Source organism: Haloprofundus halophilus, assembly GCF_003439925.1.
Classification (GTDB): domain Archaea; phylum Halobacteriota; class Halobacteria; order Halobacteriales; family Haloferacaceae; genus Haloprofundus; species Haloprofundus halophilus.
Genome location: NZ_QQRR01000002.1, coordinates 976,006 through 994,502, shown reverse-complemented (window position 1 = coordinate 994,502; position 18,497 = coordinate 976,006). Strand labels below are relative to the sequence as shown.

The window sequence follows — 18,497 nt, the reverse complement described above, 5'->3', positions numbered from 1 at the left end:
GGTCGGTGGCGGTGGTGATGCTGGCGGACGTCATTGGTCCTCGCCGGTCGCTGCGTCCACTCCGACGTACCGCCAGGGCTGGCCCGCGACACGGGGCGGGTCGACTCCTGGCAGGCTACGGAGGACCGGACGTCCTACCTCCCGGAACCAGTCGTGCGGGTTGGCGAAGTGGCCTTCCTGCCGCCCGTAGGCCGACGGCGTGAACTGGTCCTTCAGATCCTCGACATCCGCTTCGGCGTGTTCCTGAAGGTACTCGAAGGCGCGTTCCACGCCCAGGCGATTCTTCGTCTTCACGCGGTCTCCTTCCACGCCGGGGTAGTCGAACGCCTGGATGACCGCGTCGACAGCGTCTTCAGACGGGTCAGTCGGGTCGTCCGGGACCTGCGGCCGTGACCCGTTCGCGTCGGGGTCGTACCGCCAGCCAACGTCATCCCGGACGATACCGGGGAGAAGCGGCAAGAACGGTTCCCCGGCGTCCGTCCACCATGCCGACCGTCGCGGATACTGCCGACCCAGGTTACTCCCCTCCCACACCACCAGGGCGATGGCGTCGGCGCTGGCCCTGCTCGCGTCCTTCAGGAAGTAGTACGCTTTCCGGAGGGCGACATGTTCAATGGCCGTGTTCTCGTGCGGGAGTTCGTCGGTGAACTGGCTGATGACGTCCCCGACGTTGTCCGGGTCGACGTCTACGGACCTGGTGATAACGGTCGTCATCATTGGCCCTCCAGTTCAGCCAGGATGTCGTTGTGAAGTTCATCCACGTCGGAGTACCGGCGCGGGTCGACGTCGTACTCTGCTCGAAGGTACGCGGCCGGGCTGACGCTCTTCGCGTTCGCCTTCACGCGGTCCGCGCCGTCCATCGCCTGGAGCGCCAGGGCGTCTTCGCCCGTCTCCGACGCGCTGGGGCCGTCGTCGTCGGCTTCCAGCAGGGCGCTGGTTCCGTAGTGCTCGCGGGCGTACTCCGTAAGGGACTCCCCAGCCGCACGGGCGGCGATGCGTTCGGCCCCGGAGAGAAGTCGCTTGGCGGCGTCCTCGTTCACCGACATCAGTTCGCCTCCGTAGCGGCCGATGCGTCGTCTTCGATGGCGTCCGGTTTGTACTGGTCCACCATCTTCGAAAGCAGTTCGTCGTAGGACTCTCCCGCTCGCTTCAGGGCGCGGACCTTCAGCCGCGTCGAAGTCGATACGGGAATGGTGCTGTTTGATGGCACAAATCGGGATAATTAAGACGACCACTTAAACAACCGTGACGCGCTGGCTCTATATCCACGGTAGAAGACCTTCGAAGGTCGTTTTCGGCGTTTTGGGAGACGGGGGACTTACGAATAGAATATAAAGGACTGCTGGACGTGTTGCCTCTATTGTGGCAGGTCCATCGAAATCCTGAGATTCGAAGGTATGGGGACGGCGCGGATACGCTGGGAAGGCCGCCAAGGAGATGTTGAACGACATTAGCCATGACATCGCCCGAACCTGTCCCGACGACGTGACTCCTCCCGAACACCCCTCCCTGTCCGATGTCATCCGCCACGGGTACGACCCGCAGGTAAAAGAGAGCATCCTCGTTCAACTGACACGCCAGGGATTGACGTTCTGGGAAGCCGCCTACTGGTACTTCTACCGACACGCCCAGTTCTCCCTGTCGGAAATCTACTTCGCCACCAAGTCGTTTGACCAGAGGGCCGCTCCAGAGGTTCGACGGAAAGAGGTTCAGGACATCGCCCAGGTTCTTCGGTCGGCAGCGTCGAAGTTGGACGTCGAAGCGCCCTCGTTCGACCTAGAAGACGGCGGCGATGGGTGAAGTAGGGAGGCAATTAACAAGAGGTAGCTGTTCTATACGCTCACCTGAGGTGGAACACCGCCTGACCTTCGAACATCGGTTACCTACCTATTCACGTCTCCCCTCCGAGGGATTTTCTTTTCGTGTCGTCAGTTACCTTCGAAGCCGCGCTACCGTCTCTCCGTCGCGTTCGTCCACGTCGACCAACCCGTCATCCTGCAGGTCGGAGAGTAGGCCGCGAAGCCACTCCCGGCCGTGGTCCCCGTCCGGCGCGTAGTCGACCCGGACCCGGTGGCCCAGGTTATCCAGCGGGACTTCCTCGTTGTCGCCCAGGATGCGGACGACGCGGCCGCGGAACTGCCGTCGGCTTCCTTCGAAGGACGGCTGGGCCGGGACGTCCGGTGCGGTGAAGTCGCCCGTCTCGTAGGCGTGACACCACTCCCGCCACGGACAGGATGCTTCGTCACACCGCGGCGTCTTCCCGCAGGCGACACCGCCCAGTTCCATGATCGCGTTGTTCCAGACGCGGGACTTTCCGGGCGGCATAAGCGCGTTCGCCAGTTCTGCGAAGGTTTCGTCGGACGGTTCGTCCGTATTATGGATTTCAGCAAATGCGCGGTGGAGCACGCGCTTGACGTTCGTGTCGACGACGGCGTCGCCCTCGTTGAACGCGAAACTCGCCACCGCGTTAGCGGTGTAGGGTCCGACGCCCATGAGTTCCTGCAGCTCTTCGGGCGTCCGCGGGAACTCGCCGCCGTACTCCGTTTCGACCTGGTTGGCCGCCTCGTGGAGGTACTTCGCGCGGTTGTTGTAGCCGAGGCTGTGACTCGACCAGAAGGCGACGACGTCGGCGCGGTCGGCCGCCGCGAGCTCCGCTGCGGTCGGCCAGCGGTCGAGAAACGCCTCCCACGCCGGGACGACGCGGTCGAGTTGCGTCTGCTGGCTCATCACCTCCGAGACGAGAATCGCGTACGGGTCCTCGGTCCGCCGCCACGGGTAGTCACGGTGGTCGTCCTCGTACCACGCGACGAGTGCATCGCGAACGGGGCCGAGGTCCGTCGGCGCGGCCGGGAGCCGACGGTCGGCTTCGTCGGCGTCGGCCGGTTCGTCGGTGTCGGCCGGTTCGTCGGTCATCGTCGACTGTTGCGTTCTCGCCGGTTAAGCGGTGACGGTTCCTCCTCGTACCCTTCGGCTGAACGTTCAGCGCACACGTAGATTCGTTGACGACAGTACGAATCAGGGTGAAAGTATATAGTGCCGGAGTCGAATCGCCGGCTATGGAATCACGTACCGCTCTCCGACTCGGCGTCGCGGTCATCGTCCTCCCGGCGTCGACGCTCGTGCTTCTGGCCGCTGGACCACTCGGGTGGCTCGTGTTGCTCGTCGGTGCTTCGCTCGTCATCTCGGGTGCGCTCGGCGAGCGCGACCGACTCCCGTCGCGGCGGCGGCACAGTTACACCGACTGCCCCGACTGCGGGACCCACAACGTCACCGGCCGTACCGTCTGCCGGGACTGCGGCGCGGGCATCGCCTGAACCGGTCCACCGCCGACCCGAAGCCGAAAACGGTAATCGGCCGCCGCGCTACCTGTGGGTGTGAGCCTCGACGACCTCCGCGACGACGTAGACGAACGGTACGGCGAGTACGGCGACTCGATTTCGCTCGACCTCGACCGCGAGACGAAACACGAGTTGGCGATGCTGTCGGCGGTGTTCGACGGCGACGAGGGCGAACTCGTCCGACGGGCGATACACACGCTGTTCCAGTCGACCGTCGGCAGCGGCGACCTCGACTTCCACCTCCGGCAGGCGTACGACACCACCTACGACGAGTATCTCGCCGGGATGACGTACGACGAGATGACGGGCGCGAACCAGTACCCCGAGCGCGACGACGTGCGTCGGTATCAGATGTAGAAAGCCCTCGGCGACCCGCCGGAGTGCGGGTCGTCTCGCCCTTTGCACGTCTACCGGAGGAGCAGAGCGCCTCCGATTTCTCGCTCGCTTTTCTCGCAAGAACACCAGGCCCGCAGGCGCGAGTCGCGCACGGCGGCGCGACATGCGCTGAGCCTCGGCCTCCCCAGCCGGCTCCTTCACTCGCGCTACGGCTCGCTCAGTCGCCCCTCGCGCATCTGTCGCGCCCACAGAGGGGCGCTCCGGCGCGCGCCGGTCGGCTGCGTCGCTCTCACGACTGTCGAGTAGATAACTAACAGACGGAGTATCGTTCACATCTCCGATTCACAGGGCGGCGCTCCGTTCACCCGCCTCGACCGCGCCTGCGGCGAATGCTCAGGTCACGAGCCGGGTTGGCCGCGCTCTCGTTCAAAAACGTTCGCTCGCTCAGTCCGCCGGTCGGGGACTCGGCGACGGCGAGCCGCCGGGAAGCGCCGGCAGATTCAGGTCCACCCGCCGGAGGAGCTGCGCGTTGATGGCGACGATGACTGTGCTAAGCGACATGAGGAGCGCGCCGACCGCGGGCGATAGAAGGATGCCGACCGGTGCGAGAATCCCCGCCGCCAGCGGGATGGCGAACACGTTGTAGCCCGCCGCCCAGACGAGGTTCTGCTGCATCTTTCGGTAGCTCGCCCTGCTGAGTTTGACGAGGCGGACGACGTCGAGCGGGTTGTTCTGGACAAGGATGACGTCCGCCGACTGCACCGCGACGTCCGTCCCGCTCCCGATGGCGATACCGACGTCGGCGCGCGCGAGCGCGGGTGCGTCGTTCACGCCGTCGCCGACCATCGCGACGAGTTTGCCCTCGCTCTGGAGTTCGCCGATTTTCTCGTCTTTGTCCTCGGGTAGCACCTCGGCGAAGACGGTGTCGATGCCGAGTTCGTCGGCGACGGCCCGGGCGACGTCCTCGGAGTCGCCGGTCAGCATCGCCACTTCGACGCCGAGTTCGTGCAGCGCGTCGACGACCTGGTAACTCTCCTCGCGAACGACGTCGGCGAGCGCGAAGGCAGCGACGGGGGTAGCCTCGCTGCTCGCGTGTCGCTCCGCTCTCGTTCGTTCGTTCGAGGGTTCACTTCGGTCACCCTCGCGGACCAGATAGACGACGGTCTGGGCGTTTCTCCCCGCTCTATCGGCGAACTCGTCGAGGTTCGACGGAATGTCCCCGTCGAGTTTCGAGAGGAGGTTCGGCCCGCCGACGTAGACCGTCTCTCCGTCGACCGTCGCGCGGACGCCGCGCCCCTTGAGCGCCTCGAACCCCGTCGCAGTTCGCGCGTCGACGCCGCGTTCGTCGGCCGCGTCGCGGATGGCCTGCGCGATCATGTGCTCGGAGTCGCCTTCGACGGCCGCGGCGAGCGCGAACGCCTCGTCTTCGGTGAGGTCACCGGTGGTCGCGACGTCCACGACTCCCTGTTCGCCCTTGGTGAGCGTCCCGGTCTTGTCGAAGACGACCGTGTCGAGTTCGCGCGCCTGCTCCATGGCGATGCGGTCGCGGACGAGCATCCCGTTTCGCGCCGCCAGCGACGTGTTGATGGCGACGACGAGCGGAATCGCCAGACCGAGCGCGTGCGGACAGGCGATGACGAGCACTGTGACCGCGCGTTCGATGACGGGACTACCGAACGAGGTGGCGAGCGTCCACGCCACGGCGGTGACGGCCGCCGAGGCGACCGCGACGTAGAACAACCACCCCGCTGCCCGGTCGGCGAGTACCTGCGTCTTGGATTTACTCCCCTGCGCCTCTTCGACGAGTCGCATGATTCCGGCGAGCGCCGTCTCTTCTCCGGTGGCCGTGATTCGGACTCGGAGACTCCCGTCGCCGTTGACGGTGCCGCCGATGACCCCGTCGCCCGGCTCTTTCGAGACCGGCCGCGACTCGCCCGTGATCATCGCCTCGTTCACGTCGGAGTCGCCCTCCTCGACGACGCCGTCGGCGGGGACGTTCGCGCCGGGGCGGACGAGCACGAGGTCACCCTCGGAGAGGTCGCTCACGGGGACCTCCTCGGTGTCGCCGCTCTCGGCGATTCGCTCGGCGGTGTCGGGGATCAGTCTGGCGAGTTCGTCGAGCGCGCTCGACGCACGGCGAACACTGCGCATCTCTATCCAGTGACCGAGCAGCATGATATCGATGAGCGTCACGAGTTCCCAGAAGAACGCCGTAGTCGTCGGAAAGACGACGCTCGCGAGGCTGTAGACGAACGCGACGCTGATGGCCATCGAGATGAGCGTCATCATCCCCGGCGAGCGGTCGCGCAGTTCGGGCACAGCCATCCGGAGGAACGGGACGCCCCCGTAGGCGAAGACGACGATGGCGAACACCGGGTTTATCCACTCGCTGCCGGGGAACGCCGGCACCGAGAACCCGAGCCACTGCTGGAGCGTCTCGCTGTAGAGAAGCACCGGAATCGAGAGCAGGGTCGAGACGAAAAAGCGGCGGCGAAACATCTGCTCGTGGCCGGCGTGCATCCCGCCGTGGTCGCCGTGGCCGCCATCGCCATCGTGGTCGCCGTGGCCGCCATCGCCATCGTGGTCGCTGTCGTCACCGTGGCCCTTGTGCCCTCCGCGGTCGCCGTGGTCGGATCTCTCTCCCCGGCGTTCGACCGATTTCTCGGCTTCGCCAGCCTCGGCGTCGGCCTCCTCTTCGAGGAGCGACTGTTCTACGCGTCGGTCCCTCCGCTCGTCGGCCGTCTCCTGCGCACTGTCTGTGCCTCCCTCGTTGGTGTGGGTACCATGGTCAGTGCGGTCGGGTGCCTCTCCGTTCTTCGAGTTGTGGTGGTCGCCCATGGCGTCATCCTCGTTCGCCGAGATACGACCGCGACACTGATTGACATTTTGTGTCGGCTCCCGACTGTCGCAGACGTTGTCCGTTTCGGATACCGGATGTCCGTAACCGCGTTGCCAGCGACTACTCGGGGGGCACTCGACTCGACTTCGGCGAAACGCGGTTTCGACGCCCCGCCTTCGCCGACAGATATTGATTGATTCGTACCTTTCACTTGTCTACCGACGACCGTTCCCGAAGCGTCGACCGGGCAGAAAATCGTCGGACAGAGCCTGTAGGTTCACGTATCGATGATATTCGCTTTCGGGAGCTTCCCCGAACAGTAATCAGCGGCGGTGTCGTTATTGTACGGTATGGGATACACTCTGCAGAAGCGAGTCGACGGCGAGTTCGACGAGACCGTCGAAGAGACGATAGCCGCCCTCGGGGACGAAGGGTTCGGCGTCCTCTGCGATATCGACGTTCGAGCGACGTTCGCTGAGAAACTCGACGAGGAGTTCCGTCGGTATCGAATCCTCGGCGCGTGCAGCCCGAAACTCGCCCGCGAAGGGCTCGAAGACGAAATCGAGTTGGGCGCGCTCCTGCCGTGTAACGTGGTCGTCTACGAAACCGACGACGAGGACGTCGTCGTGAGCGCCATCGACCCAACCCGGTTGCTCGAAATCGCCGACAACTCCGATCTCGACCCGATTTCCGAAGAGGTGTCCGACCGATTCGAGCGGGTTCTCGACGCACTGTGAACGAACGAGAGCACTCGTCGACCGCTCGGCGGCGGTTTCTCCAGCTACTGGGCGGCGTCGGTGCGGCCGGTCTCGCCGGTTGTTCCGAGGCGGGCGTCTCGTCGAGTGCCGACGACTCGCCGTCGGCGACGCCGCGTTCGCCCCCTTCGGAACCCGCCGACGTGACGGCTGCGTTGCGAGCCGCACCCGGTACCGTGAAACCGGGAGCAGACGCGTCAGCCGAGAACTGGCTCTACAACGGCGAGTTTCCCGGACCCGAACTTCGGGCGACCGAGGGGGAGGTAATCGAAGTCGAACTGACCAACGGGCTCCCGGAGTCGACGACCATTCACTGGCACGGCGTCCCCGTGGCGAACGCGATGGACGGCGTCCCGAACGTCACCCAGCAGCCGGTCGACTCCGGCGACTCGTTCACGTACAAGTTCCGCGCGGAACCCGCCGGGACGTACTTCTTTCACAGTCACGTCGGTCTCCAACTCGACCGCGGACTCCTCGCTCCGCTCGTCGTCGAGGAACGAGACCCACACGTGGACTACGACCGCGAGTACACCGTCGTGGTCGACGATTACCTCGACGAAGCACCGCAGCCGCTGTCCGATATCGACTCCGGCGCTGGGCCTGGCGGTGGCGGCAACCAGGACGGAACCGACGGCGGCGGTCCCGGCGGGATGGGCGGCGGTGGCCCCGGTGGGATGGGTGGCGGCGGCCCCGGCGGGATGGGAGATCCGATGGCGGACAGACGGCCGCCGTATGCCGGTCTTCTCGTCGACGGGCGATTGCCCGACGACCCCCGGAGCTTCGCCGTCAGAGAGGGCGAACGCGTCCGATTTCGGTTCATCAACGCCAGTAGTGCGACGGCCTTCCGGGTGCGCGTCGCCGGTCATCCGCTCACCGTCACGCACGCCGACGGGCGCCCGGTCGAACCGGTCTCCGTCGACTCGTTCGTCTTCGGTTCCGGCGAACGCTACGACGCGATCGTCGAAGCCGACGAACCGGGGCGGTGGGAGATGCGCGCCGACGCCATCGACGGCGACGAAACCCCGGCGCGAGCGGTGCTGGCGTACGAGGGAAGCGACTCGTCCGGCCGACCGGCGACCCCGTCGTCGGAAGGGCGTCGGTTGACGTACGACGACCTGCAGGCGGTCTCGCCGCTGGAAGGCGTCAGCGGCAGTCCGGACCGAACTTTCGACCTCACGCTCTCGGCCGGACGTGGGTCGGACCGGTGGCTCATCGACGGGCAGGCGTACCCCGACGCGGATCCGCTCCCCGTCCGAGCGGGCGAGCACGTCCGAGTCCGCATGGTGAACCGCAGTCCGGTCATCCACCCCATGCACCTCCACGGACACTTCTTCCAGGTCGGTGACGCGGTCAAGGACACCGTCATCGTTCCGGGTCACATGGGGGAGGTCACGTTCGACTTCGTCGCCGACAACCCCGGAGACTGGCTGTTCCACTGCCACAACCTCTACCACCTCGAGGCAGGGATGGCTCGTACCGTGACGTACGAGTAGGCGGCGTCGACCGCGGCGTCCCCGCGGCGAGGCGACGACGTCGCCCGCGAGCGTCCCCGTGACGAGGCGACGATGTCGACCGCGTCTCACGTCCAGCGGAGTCGACTACAGTCGATAGCTCGACTCGGTGTCGTATGGAGGGACAGTCGCGGTTTGCTGGGCGACCCACGCCAGTCGGAGGACGAACGCGAAAAGAACCGCCAGCGGGGCGAATCCGAGGACGAACGTGACAGTGACCGCGCCGACGAACAACGTCGACGGCACGGCGGCGACCGTGTTTGCGTTGTAGAGAACGAGAGCGAGACCGCTCCCGACGATGGCGGGGACGCCGATGTACAGGAGAATCCGCGACAGATAGGCCAGTTCCTTCTGGACGTACACCGTCCTGAAGTACTTGCGCGCCACGTCGATCTGCAGCAAGGTCGCCTCGATGCGGTCGAGGTGACGCAGAAGTTCGTCGGTGACCGGGTCGGCGTCACCGCTCTGCAAGCCGGCTATCGTCTGGAGCTGGTCCGCGTGAGTCGTCGACACCGTCGCGGACATCACGGAGAAGATACTCCCGTCTTCGCCGTCCAGCGTCCGGCTCACCGCTTGTGCGTCGCGTTCGAGCGAGTCGCTGAGTGACCGAAGTCGTCGCCGGGCCTGTGCGTCGTCGACTCGGTCGGTCAGTGCCGCGAGTTCGCCCGCTTGCGCTTCGAGGCTCCGATGGAGTAGGTGGAGGAAGCCCGACGGCGACTTCGGACTCGTCGACGCGCCCACCAACTCCTCGACGTCGTGTCGATAGCTCAGCGTCTCGTTGATGCGCTTTCGCAGCGTCCCCGGTTCTCCGAGCTCGCGCGAGAGAACCAGTTGGTTGATCGATAGCACGACCGTGAGTAGCGTTAGGTCCCCCGTGAGAAGCGAGCTGTAGAGGAAGTACATCGGACTCCCCGGCCGGACCGACGACGGGCCGAACGGGAGGAGAACCGCGAGAAACCCGCCGAGCGTCAGTAACAGGACACCGCCGGCGATAGAGAGGCGATTCCCCTCTAGCAGTAACCAGTCCGCTATACGACGATATCCGCTTTCTCCGGTCGCGGGCCGAGCTCCGTCTGCCATCGGGTAACCGTTCGCCCCGCGTTCGGAAAGATGCTCTCCGGACTGCGCGGCGCGCTGCGTCGGTGGTCGGTCTCTCGTCCGACCGCTACCCGCTCAGGCCGTCGCTTCGATGGCCTCACAGAGCAGGTCGCAGCCGAGCGAAATCTCGCGCTCGGTCACGTCGAGCGGCGGCAGGATTCGAAGCACCTTGTACCCGCACGAGAGCGTGAGCAGGCCGCGCTTCAGTGCCGCCTCCTGCACCGCGTCGCGGTGTTCTTTCGTCTCGAACTCGACGGCGAGCATCAGTCCCTTCCCGCGGAGGTCTTCGACGCCCGGCAGGTCGGCGTCGGCCAGCGTCTCGAGGAACTGCTCGCCGCGCACGACGGCGTTGTCCATCAGGTCGTACTCCTCGATGGCGTCGAGCGTGAGCGCGCCCTGCAGCGAGGCGATGATGTCACCCGCACCCCACGTCGAGGAGATTCGACTCTTCTCGGCGGGGAATATCTCCTCCTTCGAGATGGTCGCGCCGACGCGCAGCGACTTCGCGGCGGTGATGACGTCCGGTTCGATGGGGAAGTGGTCCGACCCCCACATCTTCCCGGTCCGGCCCACGCCGGACTGAATCTCGTCGGCGACGAGCGTGATGTCGTACTCGTCGACGAGGTCGGCGAGCTCCCGCATGAACGCGTCGCTCGGGATGCGGTAGCCGCCCTCGCCCTGAATCGGTTCGAGGATGATGTAGGAGAGCTCCTCGGGGTTGATGTGGCCGCGCTTGGGGTGGAGTTTCTCGCGGAGTCGGGAAGTGCCGTCGACGAAGAAGCCGCAGGAACAGCTATCCTCCGAACAGGTTCGGTCGTCGCAGTAGGGCATGTCGTGGACGCCCGATATCTCGGGGAACTTCCGCCGGTAGACCTCTTTCGAGCGGTTCAGGGAGAGTGCGCCCAGCGTCCGCCCGTGGAACGCGCCGTCGAAGGTGATGCCGTACTTGCCGCCGTCGGCGTGGTCGTAGCTGATTTTGATGGCGTTCTCGACGGCTTCGGCGCCGGAGTTCGAGAGGAAGACGGTGTCCATCCCGTAGTGGTCGGTGGCATCGACGAGGCGCTCCATCAGCCCCGCCGGACCCGGCAGCGGGTCGTCGTCGAACTCGTGGCCGCTGGAGGCGTAGAAGTCCTGTCCGGCGATTTTGAGCGGGTCGACGAGGTCGAACTCCGACATCGGCTCCATGATCTTCGGGTTGTTGTACCCGAGCGGCGCGGCGGCGACGTGGCTCGTGAAGTCCAAGAGGACGTTGCCGTCGACGTCGGTGCAGAACGGACCCTCCGCCGGGGCGGAGGTGTCCCAGACGAAGTCGTAGACGTACGTGCTCGGGGCGGCGTGTTCGCGGTGTCGCTCGGCCCACTGCCGGGCGCGTCGCCCGGGCATCGCTTCGACGCTGGGGGTTACCGTCTCGCGGTCCATGACCCGCGGTACGGAGAGACATATGTTAAGAGATTCGTTACGATTGAGGAAAGATTTGCACCCGGGCTCCTCCGCCGGGCGACTCAGCCGAACAGCGCGACGGCCGCCGTGGTGACGCCGGAGAGAACGAGGACGACGACGCTCCAGAACGCCACCCGCCGAGCGAACGGTTTCGGTCCCGCCGCCGACAGCGCCGCTTTGACGACGATGCTGGATGCGGTCGCCAACAGCACCGCGATGACGGCGTCGGGCCCGCCGATGGTTCCGCTCCGGTAGAGGAGAACGGCCGACGTGGTCGCACCCGCGGAGGAGACGAGTCCCGAGGCGAACGCGCTGATGAACAGCCCCGTCGACCCGAACTCGGCCTGTGCGAGCGTCCCCGACGCGAGGATGAGCAGGAAGACGAACCCGAACGAGAGTGCGTTCTGCAGCGAGAACGGACTCTCGAGGTCCATCTCCACGTTCGCCTTCCAATCGGCGACGAGTGCGGCGATGGCGACGCTCCCGACGACGATGACGCCGAGCGGAACGACGGCGGTGGTCAGCGTCGGCCCCGAGGAGTTCAGCGTGAACAGCAGAACGATAGCGAGGTTTCGAACGGCCATCGCGGCGTTGGCGAGCAACACCCCGGCGACGCCGTAGGTCGCCGCTTCCGGTCGCTGGTTGACGTGGTCCAGCATCGTCCCGACGACGGCCGTCGAGGAGGCGAGACCGCCGAAGAACCCGGTGACCGCGATGCCGCGACTGCCGTAGCTTCTGACCACGGCGTAGTTGACGATGCCGATGCCGGCTACGGTGACGACCATCAACCACGCGACGCGAGGCTCCAGCGGGATGCCGTAGACGTCTATCTCGCCCGGCGGCAACAGCGGATAGACGACGAACGCGAGGATGGCGAACTCCGTCGACGACCGAAGCTCTTCGCGCGAGAGCGCGCCCGCGAATCCGTGTAGTTCGCGTTTGAGCACGAGCAACAGCGAGGAGACGACGGCGACGGTGACCCCCGCGAGCACGTAACCCGACGCGACGAGCGCACCGACGCCGTAGGCGACGAGCAGCGAGACGGACGTGGTGAGCGACAGCCCCTCGTCCTCTCCGTCGCGGAGACTCTCCGCCGCGAGGAGTATCCCCTGGACGATGACTAACACGCCGCCGACGGCCAGCAACGCCTCGCCGAGGTTCTCCTCGCGAGCGAGAATAGTGAACACCGCGGCGACGAGACTCGTCAGCGAGAACGTTCGGATGCCGGCGGACTTGTCCGACCACTCGCGCTCTAACCCCAGAAACAGCCCCAGCGCGGCGGCTAAGACGAGCCGGGCGACCGTCTCGTCGAGCGAAGGCGGCAACGGACCCCCCGACTGCAGAACCGATAGAGAGAGCATATCCCGTCTGCTACGTGACCACCCGTGTTAACTCTCCGGGCGCGACACCCTTTTGTCACCTCCACACAGCCTCTTGGTATGTCGACTGAGAAGGACGTCGATGCTCCGAGGACGCTTCTGGGTTTCGACCGCTCCCGACTCGGCTGGTGGTTCCTCGCGGCCCTCCTGGCTGTCGCCCTCTGCTACGTCGTGTACTCGTTCATCGGCACCGTCGTGTTCGGCCTGTTCATCTACTACGCGACGCGACCCATCTTCCGGCGACTCGACGAGCGGATTCATCCGCCGAGTCTCGCGGCCGCCGTCGCCATGTTCGCGCTGGTGCTGCCGGCGCTGGCGCTCGTGGGGTACGCGCTGCTCATCGTCGTCCGGCAACTCGGCTCGGTGACGGGCAACGGAATCAGTCCCGAACGACTCGGCATCGATCCGACCGTCCTCGAACAGCTCACGGAGTTGACGGACGTTCGAGCGCTACTGTCGGGCGATCTGCTCCAGTATCTCACGGCCTCGAACCTCCAGTCGGCGCTCGACTCGCTGGGTTCGGCGGCGGGGACGCTCGCGTTTCTCGGCATCGGGCTCATCCACCTGTTCGTGATGAGCGCGCTGGCGTTCTATCTGCTGCGCGACGACCGGAAGCTCGCCTCGTGGTTCGAGTGGCGCATCGCCGGCGAGAACAGCGTCGCCGTCGCCTACCTCCGCGCCGTCGACAACGACCTCAACAGCATCTTCTTCGGTAACATCCTCAACGCCGCCGTCACCGGCACTATCGCCGTTATCGCGTACTCGGCGTTGAACGCGTTCGCGCCGCCGGGCGTCGCCATCCCCGCGGCGGCGCTCGTCGGACTGCTGGCGGGCGTCGCCAGCCTCGTCCCCGTCGTCGGGATGAAACTGGTGTACTTCCCGGTCGCCATCTACATGGCGCTCGTCGCGCTGGTGCCGCCGTCGAACCCCGCCGGTCTCTGGTTCGTCGCCGCCTTCGCCGCCGTCTCGTTCGTTGTCGTCGACACCATCCCGGACCTCGTGCTCCGACCGTACGTCTCGGGCCGCTCCCTGCACGTCGGCGCGGTGATGCTCGCGTACACCCTCGGCCCGCTGCTGTTCGGTTGGTACGGTATCTTCCTCATGCCGGTGCTGCTGGTACTCGTCGTCCACTTCGCGCGCATCATCCTCCCGGAACTCGTCTCAGGCGACCCGATTCGGCCGTACGCCGTCGACCCGAGTTGGCTGCCCGGCGACCCGGTCGAGGACGCCGCGACCCAGCCGACAAACGGCGGTGAAGCGGTCTCGGGCCCGGTCGAGCGACGCCAGTCCCAGTCTCAGTCCCGGCCCCGGTCGACCGGGGCCGACGCGGCGGACGAAAACGGGGGCGTCGGAACTGACGGAACTGACGGAAACGAAGGCGACGCTGGCGATTCTGCGGCCGGCGCGGCCCCGAACTCGGAGAGCGACGACGCGGCGTCGGAGAGCGACGACACTTCCGAGGCGTCTGACGACGAGAAACAGTCGTGATGTAGTCGGCGAACTCAGTTCTCGACTTCGACCCCGGCGTCGGCTTCGCTCTCGGACTCGACGTACCGGGACTCCCAGTTCGAACGAGCGTTTATCTCGCGCCGTCCGCGTCGAGTGAGCGTGTAGTAGTTCGTGCGCCGGTCGCGCTGGCCTTTGTCCACCAGTCCTTTCTCGACGAGGGTGTCGAGATTCGGATACAGCCGACCGTGGTGAATCTCCTTCTCGTAGTAGTCCTCTAACTCCTCTTTGATGGCCAGGCCGTGTGGTTCCTCTAATCCCGCGATCACGTACAGCAAGTCTCGTTGGAATCCTGTCAGGTCGTACATCGGTAACGTCTACGCCGGTATTTCTGTCGGATTGAAATAAGCATATCGACTACCTCTTCCTGATACCGTCTCGTAACGGTTCTGCGCTCGGTCTCCTCCATCCCTGTACAGATAACTGAAGTGAATTATTGCCGGCAGACGGTCGGTTGTCCGGTGAATATGTCCAGGATTCGACCATGAGTTTCGGCGTCGGTCCGTCTCCGACGCCGGGGCTTCCGTCTCCGACCCGGAGCGTCTCAGAGGGTGCGCTGGGCTTATGCCCCAGGTCGACGTACGGTATCGTATGCCGGAAGAAGTACTTTTCAAGACGGAACATCGTCAGCGCCGTGCGGACGTCGCCAACTACCTTCGGACCGTCGCGGACAAACTCGACTCGGGCGACCCGATCACGCTCTCGGCCGGCGACCAGTCGGTGACACTCGACGTCCCCGCGCAGCCGACGTTCGAGGTGAAAGCCGAACGGGAGACGTCGGCGACGAGCGACTCGGCCGAACTCAGCGTCGAGTTCGAGTTGGAGTGGGACGAGGGTAGCAGCGGCGAAGGCGGTGTCGACGGCGAACTCAGCATCGAGTGACGCCGTCTACGGACGTCGAATTTTCCGGTAGCGGACGCTCGTGAGAGACGAACGCGCCGCTCGGAGTGTCGTGTATCAAAAGGAAAGCAAGCCACGCGAAATACCGCGTGGGTGCTTGCCGCCCTGAATTGGTCCCCGCTGACGCTTCGGCCCTCCAAGCGAAGCGTCACGACCATCTACCGCGCGTTTTTACTTAAACTTACCGACGGCGCGTGAGACCTTCGTTTTCGCTTAGATGTGTTCCTCTTCGAGCACCCAACCGAGTGCGCGCTTGTAGTACGTGAACATCTGTTTGACCCGCTCGTGACGCATCTCCTCGTCTTCGAGTTGCGTTTTGAGGAACTCGTACTGTTCTCGAACCTCGGCTTCGTTACGCATCGGTCGAACGTAGACCGACGACCACCAAAGAACCCGCCGCCGCGTAGCGTGATGTCGGCGCCGGGTGACGGCAGACGCCGCCTTGTCGCCGGTACCGGCCGCGTGATAGTGCCTCAGTTAGTCTCGTCCGCACCGCCTTCGGCCTCGACGGCGGGTCGGTTCCACGAACGACGGCTCGTGGTCAGGCACTCACGGTGAAGTACTGGTCTTCCCACTCGCGGCGTTGTTTGAGCAGTTCTTCACCCGATTCGGTGATGTCGTAGTAGTTCGTCCGACGGTCGATCGCGCCCTTCTCGACGTACTCTTTCTCGACGAGTACGTCCAGGTTCGGGTAGAGGCGACCGTGGTTGACCTCCGAGTCGAGGTACGACTCCAACTCGCCCTTTATCTGTTGCCCGGACGGCTTGTCCAATCCCGCCATCACGTACAGCAGGTCCCGTTGGAAACCACTGAGGTCGTTCATCATCGCGAATAAACTTCAACACCGCACAGTATAGTTCCTCGGAGGCTTACAAAAGCGTGAAAGTCAGTCTCCGAGGCATATTTTTGTCACGTCGGTCGCCGCAGCGGTGTCTCCGACTCCATCTCGACTCGCGGTGCGAAGACAGCAGCCAGTGTTGTTTTCCCTCGCGCGGGCGAAACGACTCCATGGAGATTCGGGGACGACGCGAGTGTGCGGAGTGCGGAACTCGCTGGTCGTACTACGAGACGGGCAGCGTCAGTTGTCCCGACTGCGGCAGCATCAGAAGCGTCGGCGTCGACGAGCGGAAACGACACACCGATTCGGCGGCGCCGTTGGAGTTGACCGACCTGAAGACGACGCTCGTCGACGGCGAGGTGGGAGACGTCGTCGACGAACTGAAGACCCGGCTTCGAGAGTACATCAGGAAGCGCGGCTTCGTCCGCGAGGGTCAACTCCACCCGCTGGACGACGAGATTCTCGTCGCGGCTGAGCTGCTGCACGCCGCCGACGTGTACGCCCGCTCGCGGGAGACGACCGACGCGGAGTATCTCTACGTCTTGACGCTCGTCGACGGCGTCGAGGCCGGTGACCGACCCGAACCGGCGGACGTGCCCCGGTCGATGGCGGCCGCTCGCGGCCTCGCGTACGCGACGATTATCTCGAAGTACCGCCGCGAGGCGGTGACGTGGCTCGAAGAGAACCCCGACGCGGAGGCGCAGTCGACGCTCGGCACGGTACGCGACCACGAGAAGCGAGTTCACGCGCTCGACGGCGACGTTCCGATGGCCGACTCGGAGGCGCTGGTTCGCGCGACGCAGGAACTCGGCGCGTACCTCGCCACCGACGACGTAGACGCGTTGGCGACGGCGCAGAACAGGCTCTCTCGGTTGGGGTAAGCCGACTCCGTCTACACCGTCGACGGGTCGCGTCCGTCGCTCCCGGGGATTTCGACCGACAGCCGTTCAGGGGAGCTCGACGTCGACGCCGGACTGCTCGCCGGCGGCTTTGACGGTGTTGTACAGCAGCATCGCACGGGTCATCGGACCGACGCCGCCGGGGACGGGCGTGATGGCGCTGGCTTTCTCCTTGGCGCTCTCGAACTCGACGTCGCCGACGAGCTCGTACCCCTTCTCCGTATCGGCCTCGTCAGACTCCGTCTGACTGCCCTCCGAATGCCGTTCGGAGACATCCACGCGGTTGACGCCCACGTCGATGACGGTGACGCCCTCCGAGAGCATCTCGCCGGTGACGAGCTCCGGGACGCCGACGGCGGCGACGACGATGTCCGCCTGCTCGGTCTTCGCCGCGAGGTCCTTCGTCCGCGAGTGGCAGACGGTGACCGTCGCGTTGCCGCCCTCGGCTTTCTGAATCAGGAGGTTCGCCAGCGGTTTGCCGACGATGTCGGAACGGCCGACGACGACGACGTCTTTGCCCTCGGGGTCGACCCCGGTCGCTTCGAGCAGTTTCTGGACGCCGTGGGGCGTGCAGGGTTTGAAGCGCGCGTCGCCGGCGACGAGGCGACCGACGTTCTCGGGGTGGAAGCCGTCGGCGTCCTTCTCGGGCGCGATAGAGCGGAGGACGCGTCGGGTGTCGACGTGGTCCGGAACGGGCATCTGCACGAGGATACCGTGGACGTCCGGGTCGGCGTTCAGGTCGTCGATGGTGTCGTACAGCTCCTCGGCCGGGGCTTCGGGGTCGAGCTCGACGTGGATGCCGTTTATGCCGACCTCTTCGCAGTCCCGTTGTTTCATCGAGACGTACGTCTCGCTGGCGGGGTCGTCGCTCATCAGCACGGTCGCGAGCCCGGGCGTCACGCCCGCGTCTGTCAGTGTCGAGATGGCGTCTTGGAGGTCCGCGCGAATCTCGGCGGCGATGGCGTTGCCGTCGATTATCTCGGTCATGAGTGAACTGGTGGCCGCCTTCGCCTTCAATGCTCGGATTCGTGCATACTATAGTTCTATATCTGTGAAATTTATGCACAAACTTGGTTGCGTCCGTGGGCACGTCGCCGGTTCGGTCCCGGGTCTCGACGCTCGTGCCGAAAGAGACGCGAGACGGCTACTCACGCCGGCAGTCCTACGTCGTGTGATTCGTCCGCTCACGCCGTGTTTTATCTCGGTCGTCGCCGTAGTCGGAGACGATGTACGACACGATTCTCCTTCCGACCGACGGAAGCGACGGCTCCGAACAGGCGGCGAAACACGCGTTCGACCTCGCGCGGCAGTACGATGCGACGGTCCACGTCCTCTACGTCGCAGACACGCAGCGAGACAGTCTCACCACGGTCGGCACCGAGGTAGTCGACGCGCTCGAAGCCGAAGGGCAGGACGCGGTGTCGGCGATCACCGAGAGCGACGTCGCCCACGGCGTCGACGTCGAGGAAGTCGTCGTCCAGGGCCACCCCGACGACGAGATTCTCGACTACATCGAGGACAACGCCGTCGACCTCGTGGTGATGGCGACCCACGGACGCAGCGGTCTCGGGCGTTACCTCCTCGGCAGCACGACCGAGAAAATCGTCCGCAGGTCGCCCGTTCCGGTGTTCACGGTCCGCGTCGAAGAGTAGCGACTG

General features: G+C 65.3%; 21 protein-coding genes. 9 read left to right on the top strand and 12 right to left on the bottom strand.

Annotation, left to right across the window (positions count from 1 at the left end; genetic code table 11):
- Positions 1 to 30 precede the first annotated feature (30 nt).
- The 3 genes from DV709_RS14775 to DV709_RS18095 are packed head-to-tail and all read right to left on the bottom strand — an operon-like array spanning position 31 to position 1,210.
- Positions 31 to 714, bottom strand: coding sequence for a hypothetical protein (locus DV709_RS14775; protein ID WP_117595159.1), 684 nt, complete (start codon positions 712 to 714; stop codon positions 31 to 33).
- A complete protein-coding gene (locus DV709_RS14770; RefSeq protein WP_117595158.1) occupies positions 714 to 1,046 on the bottom strand; it encodes a hypothetical protein in 333 nt (110 codons plus the stop codon). The genes DV709_RS14775 and DV709_RS14770 overlap by 1 nt, the downstream gene beginning before the upstream one ends.
- Positions 1,046 to 1,210 (bottom strand): hypothetical protein, encoded by a 165-nt coding sequence (locus DV709_RS18095; protein ID WP_198665726.1) that lies wholly within the window; start codon positions 1,208 to 1,210, stop codon positions 1,046 to 1,048. Before DV709_RS18095 ends, DV709_RS14770 begins: the two co-directional genes overlap by 1 nt.
- A gap of 227 nt (positions 1,211 to 1,437) precedes the next feature.
- On the opposite strand from DV709_RS18095, the gene DV709_RS14765 reads away from it, so the two are divergent.
- Entirely contained in the window at positions 1,438 to 1,800 is a 363-nt protein-coding gene (locus tag DV709_RS14765) for a hypothetical protein (RefSeq protein ID WP_117595157.1), read from the top strand.
- A 132-nt stretch (positions 1,801 to 1,932) separates the two neighbouring features.
- Here DV709_RS14765 and DV709_RS14760 read toward each other — a convergent pair whose 3' ends face one another.
- Positions 1,933 to 2,913, bottom strand: a complete 981-nt coding sequence (locus DV709_RS14760; protein ID WP_117595156.1) for an A/G-specific adenine glycosylase — start codon at positions 2,911 to 2,913, stop codon at positions 1,933 to 1,935.
- Between the two features lie 143 nt (positions 2,914 to 3,056).
- On the opposite strand from DV709_RS14760, the gene DV709_RS14755 reads away from it, so the two are divergent.
- Positions 3,057 to 3,314, top strand: a complete 258-nt coding sequence (locus DV709_RS14755) for a hypothetical protein (RefSeq protein WP_117595155.1) — start codon at positions 3,057 to 3,059, stop codon at positions 3,312 to 3,314.
- Positions 3,315 to 3,374: 60 nt separating this feature from the next.
- Positions 3,375 to 3,695 carry a hypothetical protein gene (locus DV709_RS14750; RefSeq protein WP_117595154.1) on the top strand — a complete coding sequence of 107 codons (321 nt, stop codon included), beginning with the start codon at positions 3,375 to 3,377 and terminating at the stop codon, positions 3,693 to 3,695.
- Positions 3,696 to 4,118: 423 nt separating this feature from the next.
- On the opposite strand, the gene DV709_RS14745 is transcribed toward DV709_RS14750, so the two are convergent.
- Complete coding sequence (locus tag DV709_RS14745) at positions 4,119 to 6,512, bottom strand: copper-translocating P-type ATPase (protein ID WP_394338693.1); 2,394 nt, start codon at positions 6,510 to 6,512, stop codon at positions 4,119 to 4,121.
- Positions 6,513 to 6,863: 351 nt separating this feature from the next.
- On the opposite strand from DV709_RS14745, the gene DV709_RS14740 reads away from it, so the two are divergent.
- Together DV709_RS14740 and DV709_RS14735 are read left to right on the top strand one after the other, a co-directional pair.
- A complete protein-coding gene (locus tag DV709_RS14740; RefSeq protein ID WP_117595153.1) occupies positions 6,864 to 7,250 on the top strand; it encodes a DUF302 domain-containing protein in 387 nt (128 codons plus the stop codon).
- Positions 7,247 to 8,761: a multicopper oxidase family protein gene (locus DV709_RS14735; RefSeq protein ID WP_198665725.1), complete on the top strand. Its 1,515-nt coding sequence runs from the start codon at positions 7,247 to 7,249 to the stop codon at positions 8,759 to 8,761. The genes DV709_RS14740 and DV709_RS14735 overlap by 4 nt, the downstream gene beginning before the upstream one ends.
- Positions 8,762 to 8,866: 105 nt before the next feature.
- Here the strand turns inward: DV709_RS14735 and DV709_RS14730 are convergent, their stop codons facing one another.
- From DV709_RS14730 to DV709_RS14720, 3 genes are all read right to left on the bottom strand, one after another.
- The gene (locus DV709_RS14730; RefSeq protein ID WP_117595152.1) at positions 8,867 to 9,859 is read right to left on the bottom strand and encodes a hypothetical protein; all 993 of its coding nucleotides are present in this window, start codon (positions 9,857 to 9,859) and stop codon (positions 8,867 to 8,869) included.
- Between the two features lie 93 nt (positions 9,860 to 9,952).
- Positions 9,953 to 11,296, bottom strand: a complete 1,344-nt coding sequence (locus DV709_RS14725; protein WP_117595151.1) for a class-III pyridoxal-phosphate-dependent aminotransferase — start codon at positions 11,294 to 11,296, stop codon at positions 9,953 to 9,955.
- A gap of 83 nt (positions 11,297 to 11,379) precedes the next feature.
- Positions 11,380 to 12,678 (bottom strand): MgtC/SapB family protein, encoded by a 1,299-nt coding sequence (locus DV709_RS14720; RefSeq protein ID WP_117595150.1) that lies wholly within the window; start codon positions 12,676 to 12,678, stop codon positions 11,380 to 11,382.
- 78 nt (positions 12,679 to 12,756) lie between these two features.
- Between DV709_RS14720 and DV709_RS14715 the strand changes: the two genes are divergently transcribed.
- Entirely contained in the window at positions 12,757 to 14,184 is a 1,428-nt protein-coding gene (locus DV709_RS14715; protein ID WP_117595149.1) for an AI-2E family transporter, read from the top strand.
- Positions 14,185 to 14,198: 14 nt separating this feature from the next.
- On the opposite strand, the gene DV709_RS14710 is transcribed toward DV709_RS14715, so the two are convergent.
- Positions 14,199 to 14,510 carry a PadR family transcriptional regulator gene (locus tag DV709_RS14710; protein ID WP_117595148.1) on the bottom strand — a complete coding sequence of 104 codons (312 nt, stop codon included), beginning with the start codon at positions 14,508 to 14,510 and terminating at the stop codon, positions 14,199 to 14,201.
- A gap of 283 nt (positions 14,511 to 14,793) precedes the next feature.
- Here DV709_RS14710 and DV709_RS14705 point away from each other — a divergent pair, with 283 nt between their 5' ends.
- On the top strand, positions 14,794 to 15,084 hold the full coding sequence (locus DV709_RS14705) for an amphi-Trp domain-containing protein (RefSeq protein ID WP_117595147.1): 291 nt from the start codon (positions 14,794 to 14,796) through the stop codon (positions 15,082 to 15,084).
- A gap of 231 nt (positions 15,085 to 15,315) precedes the next feature.
- Here DV709_RS14705 and DV709_RS18090 read toward each other — a convergent pair whose 3' ends face one another.
- On the bottom strand, positions 15,316 to 15,462 hold the full coding sequence (locus DV709_RS18090; RefSeq protein WP_168191209.1) for a hypothetical protein: 147 nt from the start codon (positions 15,460 to 15,462) through the stop codon (positions 15,316 to 15,318).
- Between the two features lie 181 nt (positions 15,463 to 15,643).
- Positions 15,644 to 15,925, bottom strand: coding sequence for a PadR family transcriptional regulator (locus DV709_RS14700; RefSeq protein WP_117595340.1), 282 nt, complete (start codon positions 15,923 to 15,925; stop codon positions 15,644 to 15,646).
- A 185-nt stretch (positions 15,926 to 16,110) separates the two neighbouring features.
- On the opposite strand from DV709_RS14700, the gene DV709_RS14695 reads away from it, so the two are divergent.
- Positions 16,111 to 16,821 (top strand): DUF7117 family protein, encoded by a 711-nt coding sequence (locus DV709_RS14695; protein WP_117595146.1) that lies wholly within the window; start codon positions 16,111 to 16,113, stop codon positions 16,819 to 16,821.
- A 66-nt stretch (positions 16,822 to 16,887) separates the two neighbouring features.
- Here the strand turns inward: DV709_RS14695 and DV709_RS14690 are convergent, their stop codons facing one another.
- Positions 16,888 to 17,826, bottom strand: a complete 939-nt coding sequence (locus DV709_RS14690) for a bifunctional methylenetetrahydrofolate dehydrogenase/methenyltetrahydrofolate cyclohydrolase (protein WP_117595145.1) — start codon at positions 17,824 to 17,826, stop codon at positions 16,888 to 16,890.
- Between the two features lie 239 nt (positions 17,827 to 18,065).
- Between DV709_RS14690 and DV709_RS14685 the strand changes: the two genes are divergently transcribed.
- Positions 18,066 to 18,491: a universal stress protein gene (locus DV709_RS14685; protein WP_117595144.1), complete on the top strand. Its 426-nt coding sequence runs from the start codon at positions 18,066 to 18,068 to the stop codon at positions 18,489 to 18,491.
- The last annotated feature ends 6 nt before the right edge of the window (positions 18,492 to 18,497 follow it).

Bases quoted from the DNA above. Each gene is read 5' to 3' on its own strand.
- DV709_RS14775 (WP_117595159.1), bottom strand. From the start codon at position 714: ATGACGACCGTTATCACCAGGTCCGTAGACGTCGACCCGGACAACGTC.
- DV709_RS14770 (WP_117595158.1), bottom strand. From the start codon at position 1,046: ATGTCGGTGAACGAGGACGCCGCCAAGCGACTTCTCTCCGGGGCCGAA.
- DV709_RS14765 (WP_117595157.1), top strand. From the start codon at position 1,438: ATGTTGAACGACATTAGCCATGACATCGCCCGAACCTGTCCCGACGAC.
- DV709_RS14760 (WP_117595156.1), bottom strand. From the start codon at position 2,913: ATGACCGACGAACCGGCCGACACCGACGAACCGGCCGACGCCGACGAA.
- DV709_RS14755 (WP_117595155.1), top strand. From the start codon at position 3,057: ATGGAATCACGTACCGCTCTCCGACTCGGCGTCGCGGTCATCGTCCTC.
- DV709_RS14745 (WP_394338693.1), bottom strand. From the start codon at position 6,512: ATGGGCGACCACCACAACTCGAAGAACGGAGAGGCACCCGACCGCACT.
- DV709_RS14740 (WP_117595153.1), top strand. From the start codon at position 6,864: ATGGGATACACTCTGCAGAAGCGAGTCGACGGCGAGTTCGACGAGACC.
- DV709_RS14730 (WP_117595152.1), bottom strand. From the start codon at position 9,859: ATGGCAGACGGAGCTCGGCCCGCGACCGGAGAAAGCGGATATCGTCGT.
- DV709_RS14725 (WP_117595151.1), bottom strand. From the start codon at position 11,296: ATGGACCGCGAGACGGTAACCCCCAGCGTCGAAGCGATGCCCGGGCGA.
- DV709_RS14720 (WP_117595150.1), bottom strand. From the start codon at position 12,678: ATGCTCTCTCTATCGGTTCTGCAGTCGGGGGGTCCGTTGCCGCCTTCG.
- DV709_RS14715 (WP_117595149.1), top strand. From the start codon at position 12,757: ATGTCGACTGAGAAGGACGTCGATGCTCCGAGGACGCTTCTGGGTTTC.
- DV709_RS14710 (WP_117595148.1), bottom strand. From the start codon at position 14,510: ATGTACGACCTGACAGGATTCCAACGAGACTTGCTGTACGTGATCGCG.
- DV709_RS14705 (WP_117595147.1), top strand. From the start codon at position 14,794: ATGCCGGAAGAAGTACTTTTCAAGACGGAACATCGTCAGCGCCGTGCG.
- DV709_RS18090 (WP_168191209.1), bottom strand. From the start codon at position 15,462: ATGCGTAACGAAGCCGAGGTTCGAGAACAGTACGAGTTCCTCAAAACG.
- DV709_RS14700 (WP_117595340.1), bottom strand. From the start codon at position 15,925: ATGAACGACCTCAGTGGTTTCCAACGGGACCTGCTGTACGTGATGGCG.
- DV709_RS14695 (WP_117595146.1), top strand. From the start codon at position 16,111: ATGGAGATTCGGGGACGACGCGAGTGTGCGGAGTGCGGAACTCGCTGG.
- DV709_RS14690 (WP_117595145.1), bottom strand. From the start codon at position 17,826: ATGACCGAGATAATCGACGGCAACGCCATCGCCGCCGAGATTCGCGCG.
- DV709_RS14685 (WP_117595144.1), top strand. From the start codon at position 18,066: ATGTACGACACGATTCTCCTTCCGACCGACGGAAGCGACGGCTCCGAA.